Here is a 20,520-nt window from a genome sequence, read left to right as displayed (position 1 = left end):
TTACATTTGTCCCCAAAGCCAAATTCTTTGCAATGTAAGCAAAAAGGATGCAATAGGAAAACTTTATCGAAGTAAAGCATGTAAAACCTGCATACATAAAGATGAGTGTACAAAAAATAAACGTGGTCGGCAAATAGTACAGGGAGAACATCATAAAGTAATGGCACGTACGGATGAACGACTAGCTAGCAATTTAAAACTTTATAAGCAACGGCAAATGATAGTCGAACATCCATTTGGTACAATAAAGCGCACTTTAGGCTATACGCATTTTTTGCTGCGTGGTATTGAAAAAGTGAAAGGCGAAGCGGTTATGCATTGTTTAATGTATAACCTAAAACGTGTGCTCAATATTATAGGAGCAAAGAAACTAATAGCGGCAATCAAATAGGTTTAAGAAATACTATTTGTTACAGCCGTAATTTTTATGTCAAACGGTATTTTAGGGATTATTGAGATTCAAAATTTAAGCGTTTTCGCACAGTCTGACGTCCCCATTGGCATTTATTAGTTTGGAACAAGCGTATAAAGAAAGGAAATCCATTTTTGATTGATTATGAACAGTTGCTACTTAATTACGCCAAAGAATATAAAGAGATAAGTCTTGAGAATATTGGAGATGCTGAACTAAAGGAGTTTTTTCAAGATAAGTATGATACGGATATGTTGCCCAATAACCAGTATTTTAATTTTGAGCAATTGACGGGGCGGCTATTATCATCATCGTATGCACCATCACCAAGTGATAACAATTATGAACCAATGCTTAAAGAGTTGAAAAATATCTTTGATAAGTTTAATAATAATGGTTTTGTATCTTTTGAATACCAGACATTGATTTATTGGGGTAATGTCCGGTAAATTATTATGTAAGTAATAAAATTTAAAAAATATTATGATATGGCAGAATAATACATAGAAAAATCCATCCTATTGAAAAGGGTATTAGAATCTGTTGTAGTAATGATGTTAATGGGAGTGTGCATGATACAACTGAAGCAACGATAATTACAGTTGTATTTAAATAAAATATAAAGTATCATTACGTTTAGAAAAGCCTTTTTTACCGCTGGATTATCGGCGGTAAATCTTGACTTTGTTCAACATGGCACTTACAAAATATGATGATTTTTTTGCGATTCGTTTTGTGAATTTTTCAATTGCCGAAGACGCTTTTATTGGAGGATAATCATATGAAGTATAATATCAATGGAAAAGAATATACTTATAATTCTAATATAATTGATAATGAACAGATACGAAACAGTTTTAATGTATTGGCAAAAAAAATATTTGGCTTAAGTTTCAAAACTTGGGAAAAAAGCTATATTCCGCATGTCTTTTTAGATAATAAGCATGTAGTTGCAAATGTTTCTGTAAATATAATAGATACAATGTGGCAGAATCAGAGAAAATCTTATATTCAGCTTGGAACTGTTATGACAGACATTGCATATAGGAATAAAGGGTTGTCATGTTTTTTAATCAATAAAATATTGGAAGAATGGAAAGATAAATGCGATGCAGTTTATCTTTTCGCAAATGATAGTGTTCTTGACTTTTATCCTAAGTTTGGCTTTGTTGAAGCAGTTGAATACCAGAATGAAATGCCGATTTATAAAACTTAAGGTGTTGTGAAAAAACTTGATATGGCTTTATCACAAGACAGAGAACTGCTACTACGTAAATATTCGCAATCAAATCCGTTCTCAGCCTTACCGATGGTAGACAATATAGGGTTGCTCATGTTTTATTGCTTACAGTTTATGAATAATAATATTTACTATATTGAAAAGTGTGATGCAATCGTAATTGCGGCATATAAAGATGATAAATTATTATGTTTTGATATATTCTGCGATGCTAAAAAAGATATGGGTGAAATTCTATCTATTATGGCGCTAGATAGTACTAAATATGTAGTGTTTGGTTTTACGCCAAAGCAAATTTATAACTATAAAATCTCACAAGTGAATGAAACAAATACTACGTTATTTATTTTAAAGAGCAAAGAAAATCTCTTCGCCCACAATCAGTTAATGTTTCCTTTATTATCGCACGCTTAAAAGGTATTTTTGCTGCTTATGAAAAAAACAAAGACAGTAAAATGCAAATGCTTTTTTGATATCACACCCAGACAGCTCTCCGCACAAAAAGTCAGGATAACATATATTGAACCTTCTATAATGATATTAAAGGAAGAAAGTGAAACTGTTTGAACTGGATCGTTGGAATACAACATGCAATTGACTATATTGAAGAAAACATAAAGGAAGAATTAGATTGTGACGAGATCGCAAAAGCGGGCGTACTCCTCAAACTTTCATTTTCAACGTGTGTTCGGAATTCTCTGCGGCTATACGCTTGGTGAATACATTCGCGCCCGCGGGAATGGAGCTTGCATCATCATCCGATGTCAAGGTCATCGATGTTGCATTAAATACGGCTATGACAGCCCTGAAGGTTTCAGACGGGCGTTCTAAAATTTCACGGCATCACCACGCCGTCACAGGCGAAAAACGTCGGCGCAAATCTCAAATTGTTTTCAAAGCTTTCCGTTAAACTTGTTTTGGAGGGCGGTTATGTTATGGATTATAGAATCGAAGAAAAGAAAAGGTTTAAGGTCATTGAAAAAGTCAAGTCATTTTCGACAAAGGATGACTCGAACCTGAAGGAGATACCGAATTTCTGGACACATTCGAAAACCGATGGAACGATCGAAACGTCGTGCAGTTACTGCGGAGAATCGGAATTGGACGGTCAGATTTTAGGTATATGCTATGGAAACGGATGCTCAGCGGAATTTCCATATTCGATAGCGTCAGATTACAATGGGAAAATGCCTGTGCCTGATGGCTTCCGCATAAATGAAATTCCCGCAAGAACATGGGCAATATTCAAATGCAAAGGCACAATGCCGGATGCTTGAATAACTTTCTTCATCAGATAAAAGTTTCCAATTTGCTTCTAAATCTTCGCGTTGAAATTCAATTCATATCATTATCAAACGAAGTTTTTTGGCAATCATTTCATCTTCGAAGATGCCACACTCAAGCGAAATGACAATGTTTTGGTCTTGATATTCAGCGTGAATGTGTTGTTTATAGTGTTTACCACTTTTTTTGTTATACATTTTTATAATAATACCAAAAAACATAAATAGTGTTGGCATTAATAAAATAATCATTGATGCCGCTGTTTTGCATAATGGACAAAACGGTTAAGTTTGAAAAATTGGAGAACGCAGTTAGAATAAAGATTGATTTTCTTTACCGAGAAAAACGTGACACATACAAGTGTTGCCAAGCCACAAGGATATATATCTTCAGATTCAGGACGCTCCGGATTTGATCCTGTATCGTTATTTATTCAAGCTTTGCTTGGATTTTCATACTGAAAAAGTTGAGCGAATGACAAAATCTTTAAATTTTGTTGCCGAGGGAGATAGGTAATGTTTTTTATTCCAACATAAACCGATATTTCGTACACATTTAGACTTGGTCACGGGAAGCAGAACGATATTGAATTGTTCTAATCCGATCATTTTTGGTATTAATGATACGCCAAGTTCTGCCTCAACTAGACCGGCAATTGTCAGGATCTCTTCTCCTTCAAAGGCAATCAGTGGACGAACACCAATTTCATTGAAAAAACGGTCAACTAATAGGCGCAGACCATAACTGCTTTTAAGTGTGATCAAGGGCTCGGTTGCAATTTCAGCCAGTTCAATACTACTTTTTGAAGCAAGATGATGCATGGAGGGGACGGCAACGAAAAGTTCTTCTGAAAAAAGAAATTTCCATTCTAAATGATCTTTCATCATATTAGAAGTACACAGGCACAAATCAATTTCTTCTGTTAGTAGTTGCTCCAAAAGAAATAAGGTGCTGTTTTCGTAAAGTTTAAATTGTATTTCAGGAAAAGATGTGCGGAAGTGTACCAAAAGTTTAGGAACTACGTGCGTGCCTAAAGAACGTAAAAAGGCGAAGGCAATATTTCCAATACCAGGGTTCAGCGAATCCATGATGATTTTTCTGCCTACAGTAATTTCTTTCAAGGATCGTTCTGCATAGTTTAGAAAAATTTGTCCGTTTGTATTTAGCATAATATTTTTTCCAGAACGATTAAACAGCGGAAAACCTAGCTCCTTTTCTAGATTTGCAATAGAGCGGCTGAGTGCTGATTGAGAAATCATGAGTTTCTCGGCTGCTAACGTAACATGTTGCATTTGGGCGACTGTCTTGAAATATTCGAGTTGATTCCAATCCATAGCAAGCTCCTAAAATATAAATTTTATTGTATCTTTATTATAGACGAAATGAAAAATTTATGCTACATTAGCTTCTGCTAATGAGGCTAATGCATAAGGATATTGATAATTTGCATTGGACATGAGGTAGATTTTCAAGTATTCTTATAACATAAAATGTAAGCTGATCAGAAAAACTGAAGGCTGAAAGATGTGGGTACGACTACCACTCTTTTAGCTTTCAGTTTTTTTATTTATTTAAGGAGATGGATAGTATGTTTAAACCAACAGGTTCTTGGGTAGCATTGCCGACACCGTACGACAAAAATGGGAAAATCGATTTTGGGGTGTTTAAGGAAATTATTGATCGTCAGATTGAATATGGCACATCCGAACTTTTTGTTATGGGGTCGGCTGGTGAAGTAACGCTTCTGACACCGGAAGAGAGAGAAACGATTGTTAAGAAGGTAATTAAACTTACCAAAGGGCGTATTCCTGTTTTTTTTAACGCTTCGTATACATTGACAAAGGATGCGGTACAGTTTGCAAAGTTTGCGGAAAATGAAGGAGCTGATGGACTGATATTTACAGCGCCTCCTTACCTTTTACCGCCGCAAAGTGCTATTTTGGAGCATTTGCGTGCATGCATGCGTGCGGTATCCGTACCGGTTGGCGTTTACAATAATCCAAGCCGTTTAGGCGTGGAGCTGGAGGTGGACACGCTGGTAACGCTTGCGAAAGAAATGCCAAACTTTATTGTCGATAAGGAAGCTGTGCCGAGTGTTGCTCATCTCGTTGAAGTGAAACGACAGGTGGGGGACAAACTGAATATTCTTTGCTGTGATGCTCCGGGTTACTCGATTGTGTTACCTACGCTGGCAGTTGGTGGTAATGGGACAGCGAATATTGGGGGAAATATTATTCCAGAAGAGATGGCGCTGATTTCACGTCCCTGGGACAGTATTGAAAAAGTAGAAGAAAGCCGTAATACTTATTTCAAATATTATCCGCTATTAAAAGCTTTATACTGGTTTTCTAATCCGATTGTTATTAAAGCAGCTTATGAGTTGTTGGGCTTGCCTTTAGGGGGGATTCGCAGACCATATCCTGATCTCGAAGTGGAATATAAAGAAGACCTCAGACAGATTATGACGGATCTGGGTGTGATTGATAAATATCGTGTAAATTAATTTTAAGGGGAGCAAAATAGCAACATGGTAATATATGAATGGATTATTGAACGTGATGAAGAGATAAGGATGTGTTTGGATCAATATATGTTGGAATCCAGACTGCAACATGTTTATATAAGTGGTGCGGTTGGCTCGATTAAAGATGTTTTGCTGGCAGCTCCTGCAAGTTTTGATATTCCACCACAGCTTGTTTTGACAAATTGCAAAGGTCCGGCCGAAATAACAAGTTTTTCAGGGGATATTTATTTGCGGCAGTTAGCACCGTTGGATGAATTGTTTCTTGATGATCAGAAGACATCGCCTTTGTTTGCGCACATTCATATGTCTTGTGCAATTGCTGGGGGAAATACACTCGGTGGTGGATTTCGGTCGGGGAAAGCTTTTCGGCGAATTAAACTGTATGTTTTTGCAGAGCCATCTTAGCCACAGGCAGACAAGTTGTTGTTTGGTGTGGCTAAAGTGGAGGCATCGGATAAAATGAAAAAGGAGAAATTTTCAATGAGGAACTTTAAAAAACTCATCATTACGTTACTTGGAATTACAGCATTGGCGATTTCTTTAAGTGGTTGTTCAGGAACGCAGCAGGCGGCATCGGAAGAAAACACAGCAAATACAGGTTCTGATGGACAATTGATAAAAATTCGTTTTTCACCGTATAATACGATGGCAAGTACCGGTGTTTTGTTTGGGGTTGAAAAGGGAATTTTTAAAGACGCTGGCGTTGAACTGGAAATGACGAATATCACGGATAAGGTTGCAGCATTGATTTCTGATTCCATTGATATGGCTGACTATAATACATCGCAGTCGATCGTTGCCTTGAGTAACGGTGCGCCGGTTACCCCGGTATCGAGTATGTGGAGAACCAAGGGAGCATGGCATATTGTTGTGGGAAATGATATTCATAATGTGGCAGATTTGAAGGGAAAAAAAATTAGCAGCGGGACGGCACGCAGTGGACAGGAACTTACCATTAGGGAATGGCTTCAGCAAAATGGTCTAGATCCGGATAAAGATGTAGAACTTATTGCAACGGAAACACAGGTTGCGTATGCTAATCTAGAAAATAATCAGTCCAGTGCTATTATTGTAACCCAGCCATATGCGACAAAAGCAGAAGAGGCCGGTATAGGGCATACTTTGACAACGGGATGGAAAGTCGTTCCGAAGTTTCATACAGGGTTGATTTTAACCAGTAATACATTTAAAGAAAAAAATCCTGAGGCTGTAAGAAGATTTTTACAAGGCTATTATAATAGTTATGTATATGCAAAAAATCATGTAGATGAATTTATTGCTTTTGCAGCAAAAAAGTATAACGTACCGGAAGAAACTATGCGCAAAGCTGTGCATAGTGAATTCGAAGTATGGGACAATGATTTGAAAATCAATCTCGATAATATAAAAGCTACACAGGAATTGCAAATGAAATGGAAATTTCAGCAAAACTATGTTGATATCAGTCAGAAAATCGATTCCAGCTTTTTGCCGGAAAGCTACACGTATAATAAGTAATTTTGCTATGCAAAGAAACGTTAAAGGATTTGGTGATTATGGCAAAGATATCTCTGCAGCATATTAATATGATCTACACGGATGGAACGGGAACAAATACGCAGGCTTTGAAAGATATTCATCTCAATATTGAAGAAGGTGAATTCATCTCTGTTTTGGGAGCCAGTGGTTGTGGTAAAAGTACTTTGCTTGAAATTATTTCCGGACTTTTAAAACAAACAAGTGGTCACATTTTTCTTGATGGAAAGGAAGTAACCGGACCAAGTAAAAATATTGGTGTTGTTTTTCAGGATTCCTCGCTATTTCCGTGGCGTACGGTTCGACGGAATATTGAATTTGGTCTAGAAATCAATAGACGCAGCAAAGCGGATAAAAAAATTTTAGTCGATAAATATATAAAAATGATGAACTTGACTGGATTTGAAGATCGTTATCCGCAACAGCTTTCTGGAGGAATGCGCCAAAGGGTTGGATTAGCCCGGACGATGGTGAATGATCCGGAAGTTTTGTTGATGGATGAACCGCTTGGCGCGTTGGATTATCTAACGCGCCAGACGCTTCAGGATGAAATTGTCGATTTGTGGCGGCGAGAGAATAAAACGATGATTTTTATTACACATGATGTTGCTGAAGCGGTTTATTTGGGGACACGGGTGGTATTGCTTTCACCACGTCCGGGTCGTATCAGCAATATTTATGAAATTGAAGAAGATCGTCCGCGCAGACGGACTGATGCAGCGCAATTGGCATTAATTGAAAAGATTCAGCAGAGATTGAATGAAATCAGTTCAGATCGTGAAGATATAAGAGCTTATATTTGACTCTTAATAAAATAGTGCGAGGAGGTTTCTCATGAAAAATAAGCGTGCGAAAATCATCGGATTATATAGTGGACAGCTAATATTTCTTTTGTCAGTATTGGGTCTTGCAGAATATGCAGTGAAAGCTGGAAAAATCAATAAAATGTTTCTTGCTGCGCCAAGCGACGTGGCAATAGAGTTTTATAATATGATTGCGCAAAATGTTCTTTGGCCGCATATGATTATTACTGTTGAAGAATTTTTTGCCGGATATGCCGTCGCGGTTGCTGCTGGTGTTTTATTGGGAGTAGTTTTTGTTGCTTTTCCGTGGATTGATCAGTTTTTTACACCTTTCTTTTCTGCGGTAATGGCTGTGCCAAAGGTAGCTGTGATACCTTTGTTGATCATTTGGTTTGGTATAGGACTGTTGAGCAAAATGGTGTTAGTTTTTTTGTTCACCTTTTTTGTGATTTTTTTTAATACACGTAATGGTGCAAAGCAGACCAATATTAATTTTCTTAAGGTAGCGAAAGTTTTTGGTGCTACAAAAAGTCAGACGGTATTTAAATTGCTTATTCCGGCAGCGATGCCATCTATTATAACGGGTTTGCGGATTACTGCGACGACGGGGCTGACAGGTGTTATTTTTGCAGAAATAACGGCGTCAAAGGCAGGCCTTGGATATCTTTTGCAAGAATCTACAGCATTGTATAATACCCCGCGCATGTTTGTTGTCATTATCGTAGTGACGATTCTTTCACAGTTTTTTGTGGCTTTTGTTAATTTTTTGGAGAAAAATGTGTTTTTAAAATGGCAAAAGTTATGACTTTTTAGAAAGAGGGCAGTGCAATGGAAAATATTGATTATCTTATAAATGGTATAGAGCAAGAAGTTCGAAAATGGCGGAGACATTTTCATCGCTTTCCTGAGTTATCTTTTCAAGAAGAGAAGACAGCAAAATTTATTTTTGATCGGTTACAGTCTTTTGGTTATGTGTCTGTGTCAAAACCGACAAAGACCAGTGTTGTAGCTAGCTTAAAAGGGCGGTTGCCAGGAAAAATAATTGCATTGCGTGCTGATATTGACGCTTTACCAATCACGGAAGAAAATCAAGTGGAATACAGGTCACAAAAAGAAGGAATCATGCATGCTTGCGGTCACGATGGACATGCAGCGATGCTTTTGGGAGCCGCAAAAGTTCTTATACAGTTACAGGAACAGATACACGGTGAAATTCGATTTATTTTTCAACACGCGGAGGAACAACAGCCTGGAGGCGCTCGTGAAATAGTTGCATCTGGTGCACTTGATGGAATCAATGCAATTATTGGGCTGCATCTTACCAATGATCTGCCGGTAGGAAAAATTGGCTTGACAGAAGGGACTGTTTTAGCGAATACAGATACATTCGATCTTTTGATTAAGGGTCGTGGTGGGCATGGCTCACGCCCTGAAACGACTGTTGATCCTGTAATTATCGCATCTGAGGTTGTAGTTAATCTGCAGCAAATTATTTCACGCAATACCAGTGCACTTGAAGCAGCTGTTATATCTGTCACGATTTTTCAGGGAGGAACCTCTTATAGTATCATTCCACAGACAGTTCGGTTAGGAGGAACTGTTCGTAGTTTTGGCGTAACAGTTCGTGAAAATATACCATTGCTTATAGAACGAATTGTCAAAGGTATAACACAGGCACATGGTGCTTCTTTCGAATTTGACTATCATCAAGGTTATTCCGCAGTTATCAATGATCCTGGGCTGGTTGGCACGCTGAGGAAAATTGGTAGAAACGTGGTTAACGCCGAAAATGTTGTAGTATTTCCCAAACGCATGGCAAGTGAAGATTTTTCTGCGTACTTACAAAAAGCTCCAGGCTGCTTTGTTTTTATTGGAGCATCGAATAGTGAAAAAGGATTGATATATTCTAATCACAATTCCCAGTTTGATATTGACGAAGAGTCTTTGCTGTATGGTATGAAAGTATTTATTCAGTCAGCACTTACATTAACGAATGATAATAGTGTTTAAGACTTACAGCACGGCAAAAAAGATCGTTGTAATACAGTTGATCAGAAAAACTGAAAATAAGAGAATGTTATTAGAAAAAAATTTCTGCCATTTTTTCTATAATAAATATTGGGATAGCAAAAAAGAAGAAATCTCTGTGTATTATGGAACTTGGGACATAATCAAAAACGGTATAGTAAGACATTATCATATATCGATCACACAATGATTATTCCAGCGTGAAATCGCATTGACAAATTATAAATCTATGATATTATAATATCTATACTATTCATTAGGTAAACATATACGAAAAGAATGTTATTAAAATATTACAAGTAATATTTTTGTAGGCATTATGGCAAAAATAGAGCCTGTAGACTAGGTGATTAGAATGCTAAAGCCTATTAGCTGTGTCGCATGAAAGTGTGTGATACAGTTAATAGGCTTTTTTTGTTCTATTTTTACATAGTTGAAGACATTGCGTGATGTTAACTTAAATTGAGACCAACTGTTTACTGATGATGTTGAAAGGGGGAAAAACGTTATGACACAAATAAATTCTCTATTTCAGGCAAAACATACCATAGATTTAATTGGCAATACACCTTTGGTAGAAGTTACCTGTTTTGATACAGGTAAAAGTCGTTTGTTTTTAAAATTGGAATGTCAAAATCCAGGAGGATCCATTAAAGACCGGGTTGGTTTATCTATGGTAGAACAGGCCGAAAAAGACGGGAAAATTAAAGCGGGAGATACTTTAGTGGAGGCCACAGCTGGTAACACGGGAATTGGTTTAGCTTTAGCGGCAATTACCAAAGGTTACAAATTGATTCTTGTAATTCCTGATAAAATGAGTGTAGAAAAAATAAACCATCTCAAAGCGATGGGGGTTGAAATTATTCTTACTCGATCTGATGTGGAAAAAGGTCATCCTGAATATTATCAAGATTATGCCCAAAGAATTGCTGAAGAAACGCCGCATGCGTTTTTTATAAATCAATTTAATAATTCGGCAAATCCAGCTGCACATGAGCGAACTACGGCACCAGAAATTTGGGAGCAGACAGATCACCAGCTTGACGCATTGGTTGTCGGGGTTGGATCCGCTGGAACTTTAAAAGGGTTAACAAATTATTTTAAGCGTGTTAAGCCAGATTTAGAAATAGTTCTAGGCGATCCTGCTGGTTCTGTTTTAGCAGATTATGTAAAAAATAATACGATAGGAACAGCTGGAAGCTGGTTTGTTGAAGGAATCGGTGAAGATTTTATTCCTAGTCAATTTGATTTGACATTAATAAAAAAAGCATATTCCATCACGGATGAGGAAAGTTTCGCCGCGGCGCGGACTTTATTGAAAAAAGAGGGGATTTTGGCTGGTTCTTCGAGCGGTACGCTTATCAGCGCAGCTGTAAAATATGCGCAGGAACAAACAACGCCGAAAAATATTGTTACTTTTGTTTGTGATAGTGGAAATAAGTACTTGAGCAAGATGTTTAACGATTATTGGATGATAGATCAAGGTTTGATTAAACAGGAAAAGAAAAATAATTTAGCGGATTTGGTTACACGTCAGTATTCGGATCGAGCTGTTATTACCGTGAAACCCGACGATACGTTATTGTCAGCTTATTCTAAAATGCAAATGTTTGAAATTTCACAGTTGCCTGTTGTCCAAGAGGATGCGATCCTTGGAATTATTGACGAATGGGATTTGCTCACGGCCGTACAGCATGGTGACGAACAAAATTTCAACAAACTTGTAAATGAATATATGTCACGGGATGTTATTACTGTATCGATTGAAGATGATTTGAATAAGGTCGTTGCTTTGTTAAAAAAAGACTTACTGGTTCTCGTTCTTAAAGATGATAAATTTTACGGCCTTATAACAAAAGCAGACTATATGAATTATTTACGTAAAAAATTAAAATAGGGAGTGGCAGAAATGAGTAAATATGAATTTTCAACAAGAGCGATTCATGAAGGACAGAAACCAGATAGTGCTACCGGTGCTGTAATAACGCCGATTTACGCTACTTCCACCTTTGTGCAAGAAAGCCCGGGAAAACATAAAGGATATGATTATTCGCGCAGTGGCAATCCTACGCGTGCTGCTTTGGAAGAATGTATTGCATCGCTTGAAAATGGGGCTGCAGGATATGCGTTTGCATCCGGTTTGGCAGCAGAGTCAGCAGTGATTGATGCGATTGGAAGTGAAGGACATGTAATTGCGACGGATGATCTTTATGGGGGAACGTTTCGCTTATTAGAACAAGTAAAGAAAAATCTTAACCATTTACGAGTAACATATGTTGATTTTACGAATCCAGATGCTGTAGAAGCAGCTATTGAGAAAGATACCAAGCTTATTTGGGTGGAAACACCAACCAATCCACTGCTGAAAATTGTTGATTTAGAAAGCATTGCAGCGATTGCTGCCAAACACCATTTGATCAGTGTATGTGATAATACTTTTGCGTCAGCGTATTTACAAAACCCATTGGATTTTGGGTTTGATGTTGTTGTTCATTCGGCGACAAAATATCTCAATGGTCATTCTGATATTATAGCAGGGGTTGTGGTTACAAAAGAAAATAATGAGCTTTCGCAGCGTATAAAATTTTTACAAAATGCGATTGGATCGGTGATTTCACCATTTGATTCTTTTTTATTATTACGTGGTTTAAAAACCTTGAAATTAAGAATGGAGGCACATTCTAAAAATGCTTTGGAAATTGCTCGCTTCTTGGAAAAACAGCCTAATGTAGAAAAAGTACTTTATCCAGGATTACCGACCAGTCCTTATTATGAAATAGCAAAAAAACAGATGAAACATTTTGGTGGAATGGTATCTTTTTTCATTAGAGGCGATGCAGAAGCAACTCGTCGTTTTTTGGAAAACACAAAATTATTTTCTTTGGCGGAAAGTTTAGGTGGTGTGGAAAGTTTGGTTGAGGCACCAGCAATTATGACGCATGCATCAATTCCAAAAGAAATTCGTGAACAAAATGGTATTTATGATAATCTCATACGTTTATCGGTGGGGATTGAAGATAGTCAAGATTTAGTCCGTGATTTGACTACCGCATTACAAGCTATATGATACATATCTTTTTATTTCTAGTTGATCAGATAAACTGAAGGCTGGGCACTCTCATGTTGGAGATTGTCCGGCTTTTTTTTGCTATAAAACGGAGGAAATTTATTATGAGTGTTATTAGTTTAAAAGAACCGGAGGTTGTCATCAGAGAAAAAAGGCTTGGGTCTATTACAGGTTTTGAAGGGACAGCCAGTGATCTTGTGCAACGAGCTCAGGCAGGAAAGCTGCACGAATGCACTCGTAGTTTCAGCCAATGCATGAATTGTGGTTCCGGTAATGCCTTATGCCAGCTTTCGATGATTCGTGATGCAGCGATTGTGAATCATGCCCCGGTTGGCTGCGCTGGTGATTTTTTTAATTATAATTATGTTTATCGTGTGGGGCAAATGAGTCGTGATTTACCGCCGAGTAATGGTCGTTATTTTAATACGAATGTTGATGAAAATGATACGATTTTTGGTGGAACCGTGAAGTTAGAAAATACGGTGCGGGCTGCTTATGAACGAGTACATCCTAAAGCTATTTTCATTACGACATCTTGTGCTGTGGCTATTATTGGAGACGACGTAGAAGAAACGGCCAATCGTTTATCGGAAGAACTCAATATTCCCGTGGTGGCTTGTTTTTGTGAAGGGTTTCGCTCAAAAATTTGGACTTCCGGATTTGATGCAGCGTATCATTCGATTGTAAGAAAAATAGTTAAACCACCTCGAAAAAAAACGAATAAAGTTAATGTTATTAATTTTTGGGGCAGCCATATATTTGATGAGCTTTTAGAATCTTTGGGCTATGAAGCGCAATATATTGTTCCATTTTCTACTGTAGCGGCTTTGGAATATATTTCCGAAGCGGTTGCAACGATTCAAATTTGTCCAACGTTAGGAACGTATTTAGGAGCGGCATTAGAACAGGTATATGGCGTTCCTGAAATGAAGTCACCACCAGGATATGGTATTGCGGGCACGGATATCTGGTTGCGGGAATTGGAAAAAGTCTTAGATCGTGAAGCAGAAATAGAAAAAGTTATTCTTCGGGAACATGTGAGACTATTGCCGCAGATTGAAGCATATCGCAAAATATTTCAGGGGAAAAAAGCTTATATTACAGCTGGTGCAGCCCATGGTCATTCGTTAATTGCTTTATTACGTGAGTTGGGGTTTACGGTTCAGGGAGCAGCTATTTTTCATCATGATCCTTTTTATGACAATGGTGAAGCAGTCTCTGATGCTCTGGCACATGCGGTAAAAACATATGGTGATGTTCCTCATTACAATGTTTGCAATAAGCAGGCATATGAATTGATGAATATTTTATCTAAGGTGCGTCCCGACATTATGATTGCTCGTCATGGCGGAATGACGATTTGGGGTGCGAAACTGGGTATACCAACGCTTCTTATTGGAGATGAACAGCTTCTATTTGGTTATCAAGGTTTACTGAATTATGCGGAACGTCTTTTAGAAACGTTGGATAATAAAGAATTTGTTACAAATTTGTCGAAACACAGCACCATTCCGTATACAAAATGGTGGCTCGAACAAGATCCATTTTTTTTCTTGGGGAGGAATCAAAATGTCGAAGTTTATTGAGCAACCACGTTATTCTTGCGCTTTAGGGGCACAACAATCGGTTGTTGCTATCAAAAGGGCGGTTCCCATTGTTCATGCGGGTCCCGGTTGTAGTGGAAAGATTTCTCGACTCATCGGACAGGGTGAAGGCTATGCCGGCGGCAGCACGATTCCTTGTACGAATTCAAGTGAAACGGAAATCGTTTTTGGTGGTGAGGAAAAATTAAATACTTTGATTGAAGGGGCATTTAAAGTTATTGATGCAGACCTTTATGTAGTTTTAACTGGCTGTACTGCAGATATCGTTGGTGATAATGTGGAAAGTGTTGTTGCGCCTTGGCAAGATTTGGATAAACCGATTGTTTATGCTGAAACCGGCGGATTTAAAAGTAATAATTATGTGAGCCATGAAGTGGTGGTAAATGCAATTATCGATCAGTATGTGGATAAGTTCTGCAATGACAAGTCGAAGATTCTGTATTTAGTGAATGTTTTTGCGACAGTACCTTACCAAGATCCATACTGGAATGGGAATTTAGAAGAAATCAAGCGAATATTGGAGGGGATAGGACTTACGGTGAATATTTTATTTGGCACTGAATCCAATGGCGTAGAGGAGTGGAAAACTATTCCAAAAGCACAATATAACATTGTGGTAAACGCCTGGTCAGGGCTGGACATTGCAAATCATTTGAAAGAAAAATATGGTACGCCATATATTCACTTTCCTTATCTTCCAATCGGCGGTAAGGCCAGTAGTGAATTTTTGTATCAGGTGGCAGATCAGATGAAATTGGATGCAAAACAGGTAAAATCATTTATCAAAAAAGAAGAAGAAAAATTTTACATGCATATTGAACGTATGGCAGATTTTTTACTGGAGTTCCGCTATGGGCTGCCGCGTCGATTTTATACAATATTAGATGCATCGTATGCGATTGGATTTGCCAAATATTTACTTAATGAACTAGGGTTACTTCCTGCTCAGCAATTTATTGTTGATAATACGCCTAAAAAATTTCAAGATGCAATTCGAAACGAATTTCAGCATATTTCAGAATTTCGCTCAGCGGAAGTTGTATTTGAGACGGATGGTGGAGCAATCCAGGAATCTATCGCCAAAGATGAGAATAAAAGTCGTGCTTTGATTCTGGGCAGCAGTTGGGAAAAAAATTTAGCACAAGAGTTAAAAGCTGATCTTTTGACGGTGAGTGCACCAATCAGTCATCGTCTGGTGCTTAATTGCGGTTACGCAGGCTATAACGGAGGACTACGTGTTGTAGAAGATATTTATGACCGCGTATTAGATACATATCGATAAGAAGGAATGCAGATTTCGATGGCAAAGAGCAAAGTGAGTTGAAACGAAATGATAAAAATCAAAAATTTAAAAAAAACGTATTATACACCGCACTCTTCTATTGAAGCAGTCTCTGATATAAATTTAAAAATTGAAAAAGGTGATATTTTTGGTATTATTGGTTTCAGCGGAGCAGGAAAATCGACGTTGATCCGATGTTTAAACCGTTTAGAAGAACCAGATTCGGGCGAGATTTTAATTGGTGAAAAAGATATTTCCAGTATGAATGACAAACAATTGCGGCAGGCCAGACGGAAAATTGGCATGATTTTTCAGCAGTTTAATTTATTTGATTCAAAAACAGTTTTTGAGAATGTTGCCTTTCCTTTGAAAATTGCGGGGTTTCGCTCAGATCAAATTGAAAACAGAGTAAGGGAAATATTACAGTTGGTGGATTTGTCCGATAAAATGCAAGCGTATCCACTGCAACTCAGTGGCGGACAAAAACAGCGAGTTGGTATAGCGCGGGCACTAGCCAATGATCCTGACGTACTTTTGAGTGATGAAGCTACTTCTGCTTTGGACCCGCAGACAACGTATTCTATTTTGGAATTATTAAAGAATATTAATAAAAAACTTGGCTTAACAATTATTTTGATTACACATGAATTGGATGTTTTGAATACGATTTGCAATCATATGGCTGTTATTGAGAACGGCAAAATTGTTGAAACAGGGACGGTCGAAAAGTTTTTCTCCAATCCCGAAAGTAATACCGCACAAAGATTCATCCATATATTACAGGGCTTTCAGAAAAAACGAATTTTTCAAGGTGGTGAGGGAATTTGAACAATGACTTGTTTGACTTGGTTTTGACTGGTTTAACAGAGACTTTATATATGGCAGGGGCATCTACGATTGTTGCATTGTTGATTGGTTTACCATTTGGGGTCATTCTTGTTGTCACCGAAAAGGGGAATATATTGGAATCGGCTAAAGTTCATCAGGCTTTAGGAACGATTGTGAATATTTTTCGCTCCTTTCCTTCCATTATTTTAATTGTTATATTATTGCCATTATCCAGATTCCTGATTGGAACGACACTGGGAGCTACCGCGGCTATCGTACCACTTTCGATTGGTTCTGCTCCTTTTTTTGCCAGAATTATAGAAAATTGTTTAAAGGAAGTTGCATTTGGTAAAATTGAAGCGGCACTGGCGATGGGGGCATCTCCATTTACCATTATTACTCAAGTGCTTATTCCTGAGGCACTTCCATCACTGATTCGCGGTATGACAATTGCTATTATTATGGTTATTGGTTTTACAGCAGTAGCTGGTGCTATCGGTGGAGGTGGTTTGGGGTCTCTGGCTATTCGCTTTGGTTATATGCGCTATAGGGATGATGTCATGATCGTTACCGTTGTTATACTCGTGCTTTTAGTCCAAGGAATACAGTGGGGTGGCGATTTTATCGCCAAATATATTGAACGCAAGCGGTACAAATTTGAGTAAATTATAGTGAGGGATGATGATTATGTTAGGGAAAAAAATCGTAAAAAATGTATTGTTATTAGTTTCTATCTTACTTGTGGGAATTTTATTTTCGGGTTGCGGTGCCGATAAAGCAGTAACAGCACCTACGGCTGACAAATCAGAAGTTACATTAAAAGTAGGGGCCGCGTTAATTCCACATACTGATATTTTAAATTTTATTAAACCTAAATTAAAAGAAGCCGGTATCAATCTCGAAATTGTTAATTTAGATGATGAAGGGCAATTAAATCCTGCTTTACAGGAAAAACAGATTGATGCGAACTACTTTCAGCACGTACCATATCTTGACTCTGTAGCAAAAGAAAAAGGCTATGATTTTGTTTCAGTGGCCAAAGTACACGTAGAACCAATGGGATTCTATTCACAAAAAATTAAATCGATCGATGCATTACCAGATGGTGCTAAAATTGCGATTCCTAATAATCCATCTAATGAATTTCGCAGTTTGGTTCTTTTGCAAAAACAAGGTTTGATTAAATTAAAGGCCGACGTAATTAACTTTTCAGCAACACCGAAAGATATCGTCGAAAATCCGAAACATTTACAGTTTGTTGAGGTTGAGTCGGCACAGCTTGTCCGCGCTTTACCTGATGTTGATGGTGCGGTTATCAATACAAACTGGATATTAGAAGCAAAAATAGACCCTAATTCGGCTTTATTCCGTGAAGCTGCGGATTCTCCTTATGCAAATGTTTTGGTTGTAAGAAAAAATGATGAAAATAGACCAGAAATTCAAAAATTAGTGCAGATTTTACAATCTGATGATGTTAGAAAATTTATTGAAGATAAGTATAAAGGTGCTGTAGTTCCAGCATTTTGAGAATTGAATTTCAAACTTTATTTATCATATTTAGCTAATTTATGCAAGATACATTCGGAAATTTTTAAATTTAAAAGAAGCTTAAATAAACATAGCGCCGCTTTTGTTGGTGCTATGTTTATTTTATAACGTAACAATTTTTTTACTTTTGCGCTAGGTAGTAACAATAGTATATCTCGAACTTTGAGACAGCATCAAAACCGATCTAGTAGACGTATCATATATCGATTGCAATGACAATGCTGACATTGACAAAATTTTTCATAACGTTTATAATATTAAAAATAAAGCATATAAAATATATCAATTAAGTATGCTTTTCGCGATGGAATAATCGAAATTATTAAGTATATGTTGATGGAATGGAGACAATTTATGAATTACAAAAAAATTATAGTAGGAGTATTTTCATTAAGTTTGTTGGCACTTTCTGTTTTAGGTTGCAGTAATGGTGAAAAAGAAACATCCAAACCAGTTGCTGCCGACAAAGAAATTGTTGTTGGTGTCACACCAGGGGCTAACGGAGAAATTATGGAGTTTTTTAAAGGTGAGGCCGAAAAGCAAGGCTTAAAGATAAAAGTTGTTGAGTTTAGTGATTATATTACGCCAAACGAGGCTTTGAATAATGGCGAAATTGATATAAATGCTTTTCAACATAAACCATTTATGGAAAATGCTATAAAAGAAAAAGGTTACAAAATAGTAGATATTGGCAAAACAATTATAGCTCCAATGGCAATTTATTCAAATAAAATTAAATCTTTAGATGAAATTAAAGATGGAAGTAAAATGGCTATCCCAAATGATCCAACAAATGGCGGGCGTGCATTGCTATTATTGCAGTCGGCAAAACTTATTAAATTAAAAGATAATGTTGGCTTTTCACCATCCGTGCAAGATATTATCGAAAATCCAAAACATTTGCAGATTTTTGAATTGGAAGCTGCACAAATCCCTCGTTCCTTGAATGATATGGATTTTGCTGCCGTGAATATGAATTATGCTGTTAATGCAAAATTAGATCCGAAAAAAGATGCCATTTTAGTAGAATCAAAAGATTCAGCTTATGCTAATGTGTTAGCTGTTCGTGAGGCAGATAAAGATAATCCACAATTACAAAAGTTTGTTCAATTATATCAAAGTGAGGCAGTCCGCAATTTTATTCTTGAACGTTTTGCCGGATCTGTAATTCCTGTTTTTTAATCATGGGCAGTCTAAAAAAAACGAAAAAGTATTGCTTTTGCTTTGTTTACTGTGAGTAGATTTGATTTTAGATTTTGAGGTTGAAACAATGAAAATAAAGAAAATCGTATTACGAAAAATGGAAATGGCATTAAAGGTTTCTTTTGAAACTAGTTTTGCTGCTATGAAAACGAAAAAATTTATTGTTGTCGAAATTCATTCCAAAGATCACATTGGGTATGGTGAATGTTCGGCATTGGCAGCACCGTGGTACAGTGAAGAAACAACAGACACTGCTTGGGCTAATATCGAAAAATTTTTAATTCCGATTCTTTTTAGTAATCAAGATATTTCATGTCCAGAAAAAATACAAGATGATTTTAAATGGATTCGCCGTAATAAAATGGCAAAAGCAGCAATAGACTGCGCTCTTTGGGATTTGTATGCAAAAGAGAATAACATTTCTCTTGCAAAAGCACTAGGGGGAACGAGAAGTGAGATTGAAACTGGTGTCAGCTTAGGAATTCAAAAAAATCCAGATGAACTTTTATATATGGTAGATAGATATATAAATGAAGGTTACCGACGGATTAAGGTGAAAATAAAACCAGCAAAAGATCTGCACTATCTATCTGTGGTGCGTAAAGAATTTGGTGATATTACGTTGATGGCAGATGCCAATTCGGCATATACTCTTGCGGATATGGATTTGTTTAAACAAATAGATGACTTGAATTTACTTATGATTGAACAGCCACTGGCAAATGATGATATTATTGATCATGCAAAGCTGCAAAAAGAATTGCGAACAAAAATTTGTTTGGATGAGAGTATTGAATCTGTTGAAGATGCTAGGAAAGCTATTGAACTTGGTAGTATGAAAACAATAAATATTAAAGTTGCCCGTGTCGGCGGTCTTACGGAGGCAAAAAAAATACATGACTTATGTCAGGAAAATAATATCCCTGTATGGTGTGGCGGAATGCTCGATGCGGGGATCGCGCGGGCCCATAATATTGCCATAGCTTCCCTGCCTAATTATAAATTCCCTGGTGATGTGCCAGCATCTAACCGTTATTATGCAAATGATTTTATGAGTGCGCCTGTAACGATTAATAAAAAAGCGATGATAAAAGTACCGTTAGAAATTGGAATTGGAATTGAGCCGGTTCAAACTTTATTAGATTCTTTTACTTTTGAGAAAAAAGAATTTTTGCGGTAGTT

General features: G+C 37.2%; 23 protein-coding genes. 21 read left to right on the top strand and 2 right to left on the bottom strand.

The genetic code is table 11. From position 1 onward, the window contains the following. The 6 genes from F606_RS23015 to F606_RS22435 form a co-directional block, all read left to right on the top strand. Nucleotides 1-391: transposase (locus F606_RS23015; protein ID WP_019555087.1), on the top strand; the 391-nt coding region annotated here is incomplete at its 5' end. A gap of 155 nt (nucleotides 392-546) precedes the next feature. Beyond that, nucleotides 547-861 (top strand): hypothetical protein, encoded by a 315-nt coding sequence (locus tag F606_RS22050; RefSeq protein WP_019555086.1) that lies wholly within the window; start codon nucleotides 547-549, stop codon nucleotides 859-861. 332 nt (nucleotides 862-1,193) lie between these two features. Next, the gene (locus tag F606_RS23010; protein WP_019555085.1) at nucleotides 1,194-1,628 is read left to right on the top strand and encodes a GNAT family N-acetyltransferase; all 435 of its coding nucleotides are present in this window, start codon (nucleotides 1,194-1,196) and stop codon (nucleotides 1,626-1,628) included. A 6-nt stretch (nucleotides 1,629-1,634) separates the two neighbouring features. Then, on the top strand, nucleotides 1,635-2,066 hold the full coding sequence (locus tag F606_RS23005) for a hypothetical protein (RefSeq protein WP_051083365.1): 432 nt from the start codon (nucleotides 1,635-1,637) through the stop codon (nucleotides 2,064-2,066). A 325-nt stretch (nucleotides 2,067-2,391) separates the two neighbouring features. Then, nucleotides 2,392-2,562 (top strand): hypothetical protein, encoded by a 171-nt coding sequence (locus F606_RS23560; RefSeq protein ID WP_211210092.1) that lies wholly within the window; start codon nucleotides 2,392-2,394, stop codon nucleotides 2,560-2,562. A 25-nt stretch (nucleotides 2,563-2,587) separates the two neighbouring features. Then, nucleotides 2,588-2,929 carry a GyrI-like domain-containing protein gene (locus tag F606_RS22435; protein WP_019555083.1) on the top strand — a complete coding sequence of 114 codons (342 nt, stop codon included), beginning with the start codon at nucleotides 2,588-2,590 and terminating at the stop codon, nucleotides 2,927-2,929. Nucleotides 2,930-2,992: 63 nt separating this feature from the next. Here the strand turns inward: F606_RS22435 and F606_RS22035 are convergent, their stop codons facing one another. Together F606_RS22035 and F606_RS0116935 are read right to left on the bottom strand one after the other, a co-directional pair. After that, a complete protein-coding gene (locus F606_RS22035) occupies nucleotides 2,993-3,187 on the bottom strand; it encodes a DUF4160 domain-containing protein (RefSeq protein ID WP_019555082.1) in 195 nt (64 codons plus the stop codon). Between the two features lie 201 nt (nucleotides 3,188-3,388). Continuing rightward, entirely contained in the window at nucleotides 3,389-4,270 is an 882-nt protein-coding gene (locus F606_RS0116935; RefSeq protein ID WP_019555081.1) for a LysR family transcriptional regulator, read from the bottom strand. A gap of 254 nt (nucleotides 4,271-4,524) precedes the next feature. Here F606_RS0116935 and F606_RS0116930 point away from each other — a divergent pair, with 254 nt between their 5' ends. From F606_RS0116930 to menC, 15 genes are all read left to right on the top strand, one after another. Then, nucleotides 4,525-5,439, top strand: a complete 915-nt coding sequence (locus F606_RS0116930) for a dihydrodipicolinate synthase family protein (RefSeq protein WP_019555080.1) — start codon at nucleotides 4,525-4,527, stop codon at nucleotides 5,437-5,439. Nucleotides 5,440-5,463: 24 nt separating this feature from the next. Then, nucleotides 5,464-5,865 carry a PPC domain-containing DNA-binding protein gene (locus F606_RS0116925; protein ID WP_019555079.1) on the top strand — a complete coding sequence of 134 codons (402 nt, stop codon included), beginning with the start codon at nucleotides 5,464-5,466 and terminating at the stop codon, nucleotides 5,863-5,865. Nucleotides 5,866-5,940: 75 nt separating this feature from the next. Further along, nucleotides 5,941-6,957, top strand: coding sequence for an ABC transporter substrate-binding protein (locus F606_RS0116920; RefSeq protein WP_169558438.1), 1,017 nt, complete (start codon nucleotides 5,941-5,943; stop codon nucleotides 6,955-6,957). A gap of 38 nt (nucleotides 6,958-6,995) precedes the next feature. Next, nucleotides 6,996-7,778, top strand: a complete 783-nt coding sequence (locus tag F606_RS0116915; RefSeq protein ID WP_019555077.1) for an ABC transporter ATP-binding protein — start codon at nucleotides 6,996-6,998, stop codon at nucleotides 7,776-7,778. Nucleotides 7,779-7,809: 31 nt separating this feature from the next. Continuing rightward, entirely contained in the window at nucleotides 7,810-8,583 is a 774-nt protein-coding gene (locus F606_RS0116910; protein WP_019555076.1) for an ABC transporter permease, read from the top strand. Nucleotides 8,584-8,606: 23 nt separating this feature from the next. Then, nucleotides 8,607-9,788, top strand: coding sequence for an amidohydrolase (locus F606_RS0116905; RefSeq protein WP_019555075.1), 1,182 nt, complete (start codon nucleotides 8,607-8,609; stop codon nucleotides 9,786-9,788). A gap of 526 nt (nucleotides 9,789-10,314) precedes the next feature. After that, on the top strand, nucleotides 10,315-11,703 hold the full coding sequence (locus tag F606_RS23555; protein ID WP_019555074.1) for a pyridoxal-phosphate dependent enzyme: 1,389 nt from the start codon (nucleotides 10,315-10,317) through the stop codon (nucleotides 11,701-11,703). A gap of 12 nt (nucleotides 11,704-11,715) precedes the next feature. Next, nucleotides 11,716-12,873: a trans-sulfuration enzyme family protein gene (locus F606_RS23550; protein ID WP_019555073.1), complete on the top strand. Its 1,158-nt coding sequence runs from the start codon at nucleotides 11,716-11,718 to the stop codon at nucleotides 12,871-12,873. A 104-nt stretch (nucleotides 12,874-12,977) separates the two neighbouring features. After that, nucleotides 12,978-14,459 (top strand): nitrogenase component 1, encoded by a 1,482-nt coding sequence (locus F606_RS0116890; RefSeq protein WP_019555072.1) that lies wholly within the window; start codon nucleotides 12,978-12,980, stop codon nucleotides 14,457-14,459. After that, complete coding sequence (locus tag F606_RS0116885; RefSeq protein ID WP_019555071.1) at nucleotides 14,443-15,759, top strand: nitrogenase component 1; 1,317 nt, start codon at nucleotides 14,443-14,445, stop codon at nucleotides 15,757-15,759. The genes F606_RS0116890 and F606_RS0116885 overlap by 17 nt, the downstream gene beginning before the upstream one ends. 48 nt (nucleotides 15,760-15,807) lie before the next feature. Beyond that, on the top strand, nucleotides 15,808-16,587 hold the full coding sequence (locus tag F606_RS0116880) for a methionine ABC transporter ATP-binding protein (RefSeq protein ID WP_019555070.1): 780 nt from the start codon (nucleotides 15,808-15,810) through the stop codon (nucleotides 16,585-16,587). Continuing rightward, entirely contained in the window at nucleotides 16,584-17,252 is a 669-nt protein-coding gene (locus F606_RS0116875) for a methionine ABC transporter permease (RefSeq protein WP_019555069.1), read from the top strand. The genes F606_RS0116880 and F606_RS0116875 overlap by 4 nt, the downstream gene beginning before the upstream one ends. Nucleotides 17,253-17,274: 22 nt before the next feature. Further along, entirely contained in the window at nucleotides 17,275-18,114 is an 840-nt protein-coding gene (locus F606_RS0116870; RefSeq protein WP_019555068.1) for a MetQ/NlpA family ABC transporter substrate-binding protein, read from the top strand. Between the two features lie 375 nt (nucleotides 18,115-18,489). After that, a complete protein-coding gene (locus F606_RS0116865) occupies nucleotides 18,490-19,317 on the top strand; it encodes a MetQ/NlpA family ABC transporter substrate-binding protein (protein WP_019555067.1) in 828 nt (275 codons plus the stop codon). An 88-nt stretch (nucleotides 19,318-19,405) separates the two neighbouring features. Further along, nucleotides 19,406-20,518, top strand: a complete 1,113-nt coding sequence (gene menC / locus F606_RS0116860) for an o-succinylbenzoate synthase (RefSeq protein WP_019555066.1) — start codon at nucleotides 19,406-19,408, stop codon at nucleotides 20,516-20,518. Nucleotides 20,519-20,520: the final 2 nt, after the last annotated feature.

This window comes from Propionispira raffinosivorans DSM 20765 (assembly GCF_000381065.1).
GTDB lineage: Bacteria > Bacillota > Negativicutes > Selenomonadales > Selenomonadaceae > Propionispira > Propionispira raffinosivorans.
Note: the sequence above shows the minus strand (reverse complement) of the source record. Positions and strands in the feature narration are given on the sequence as shown.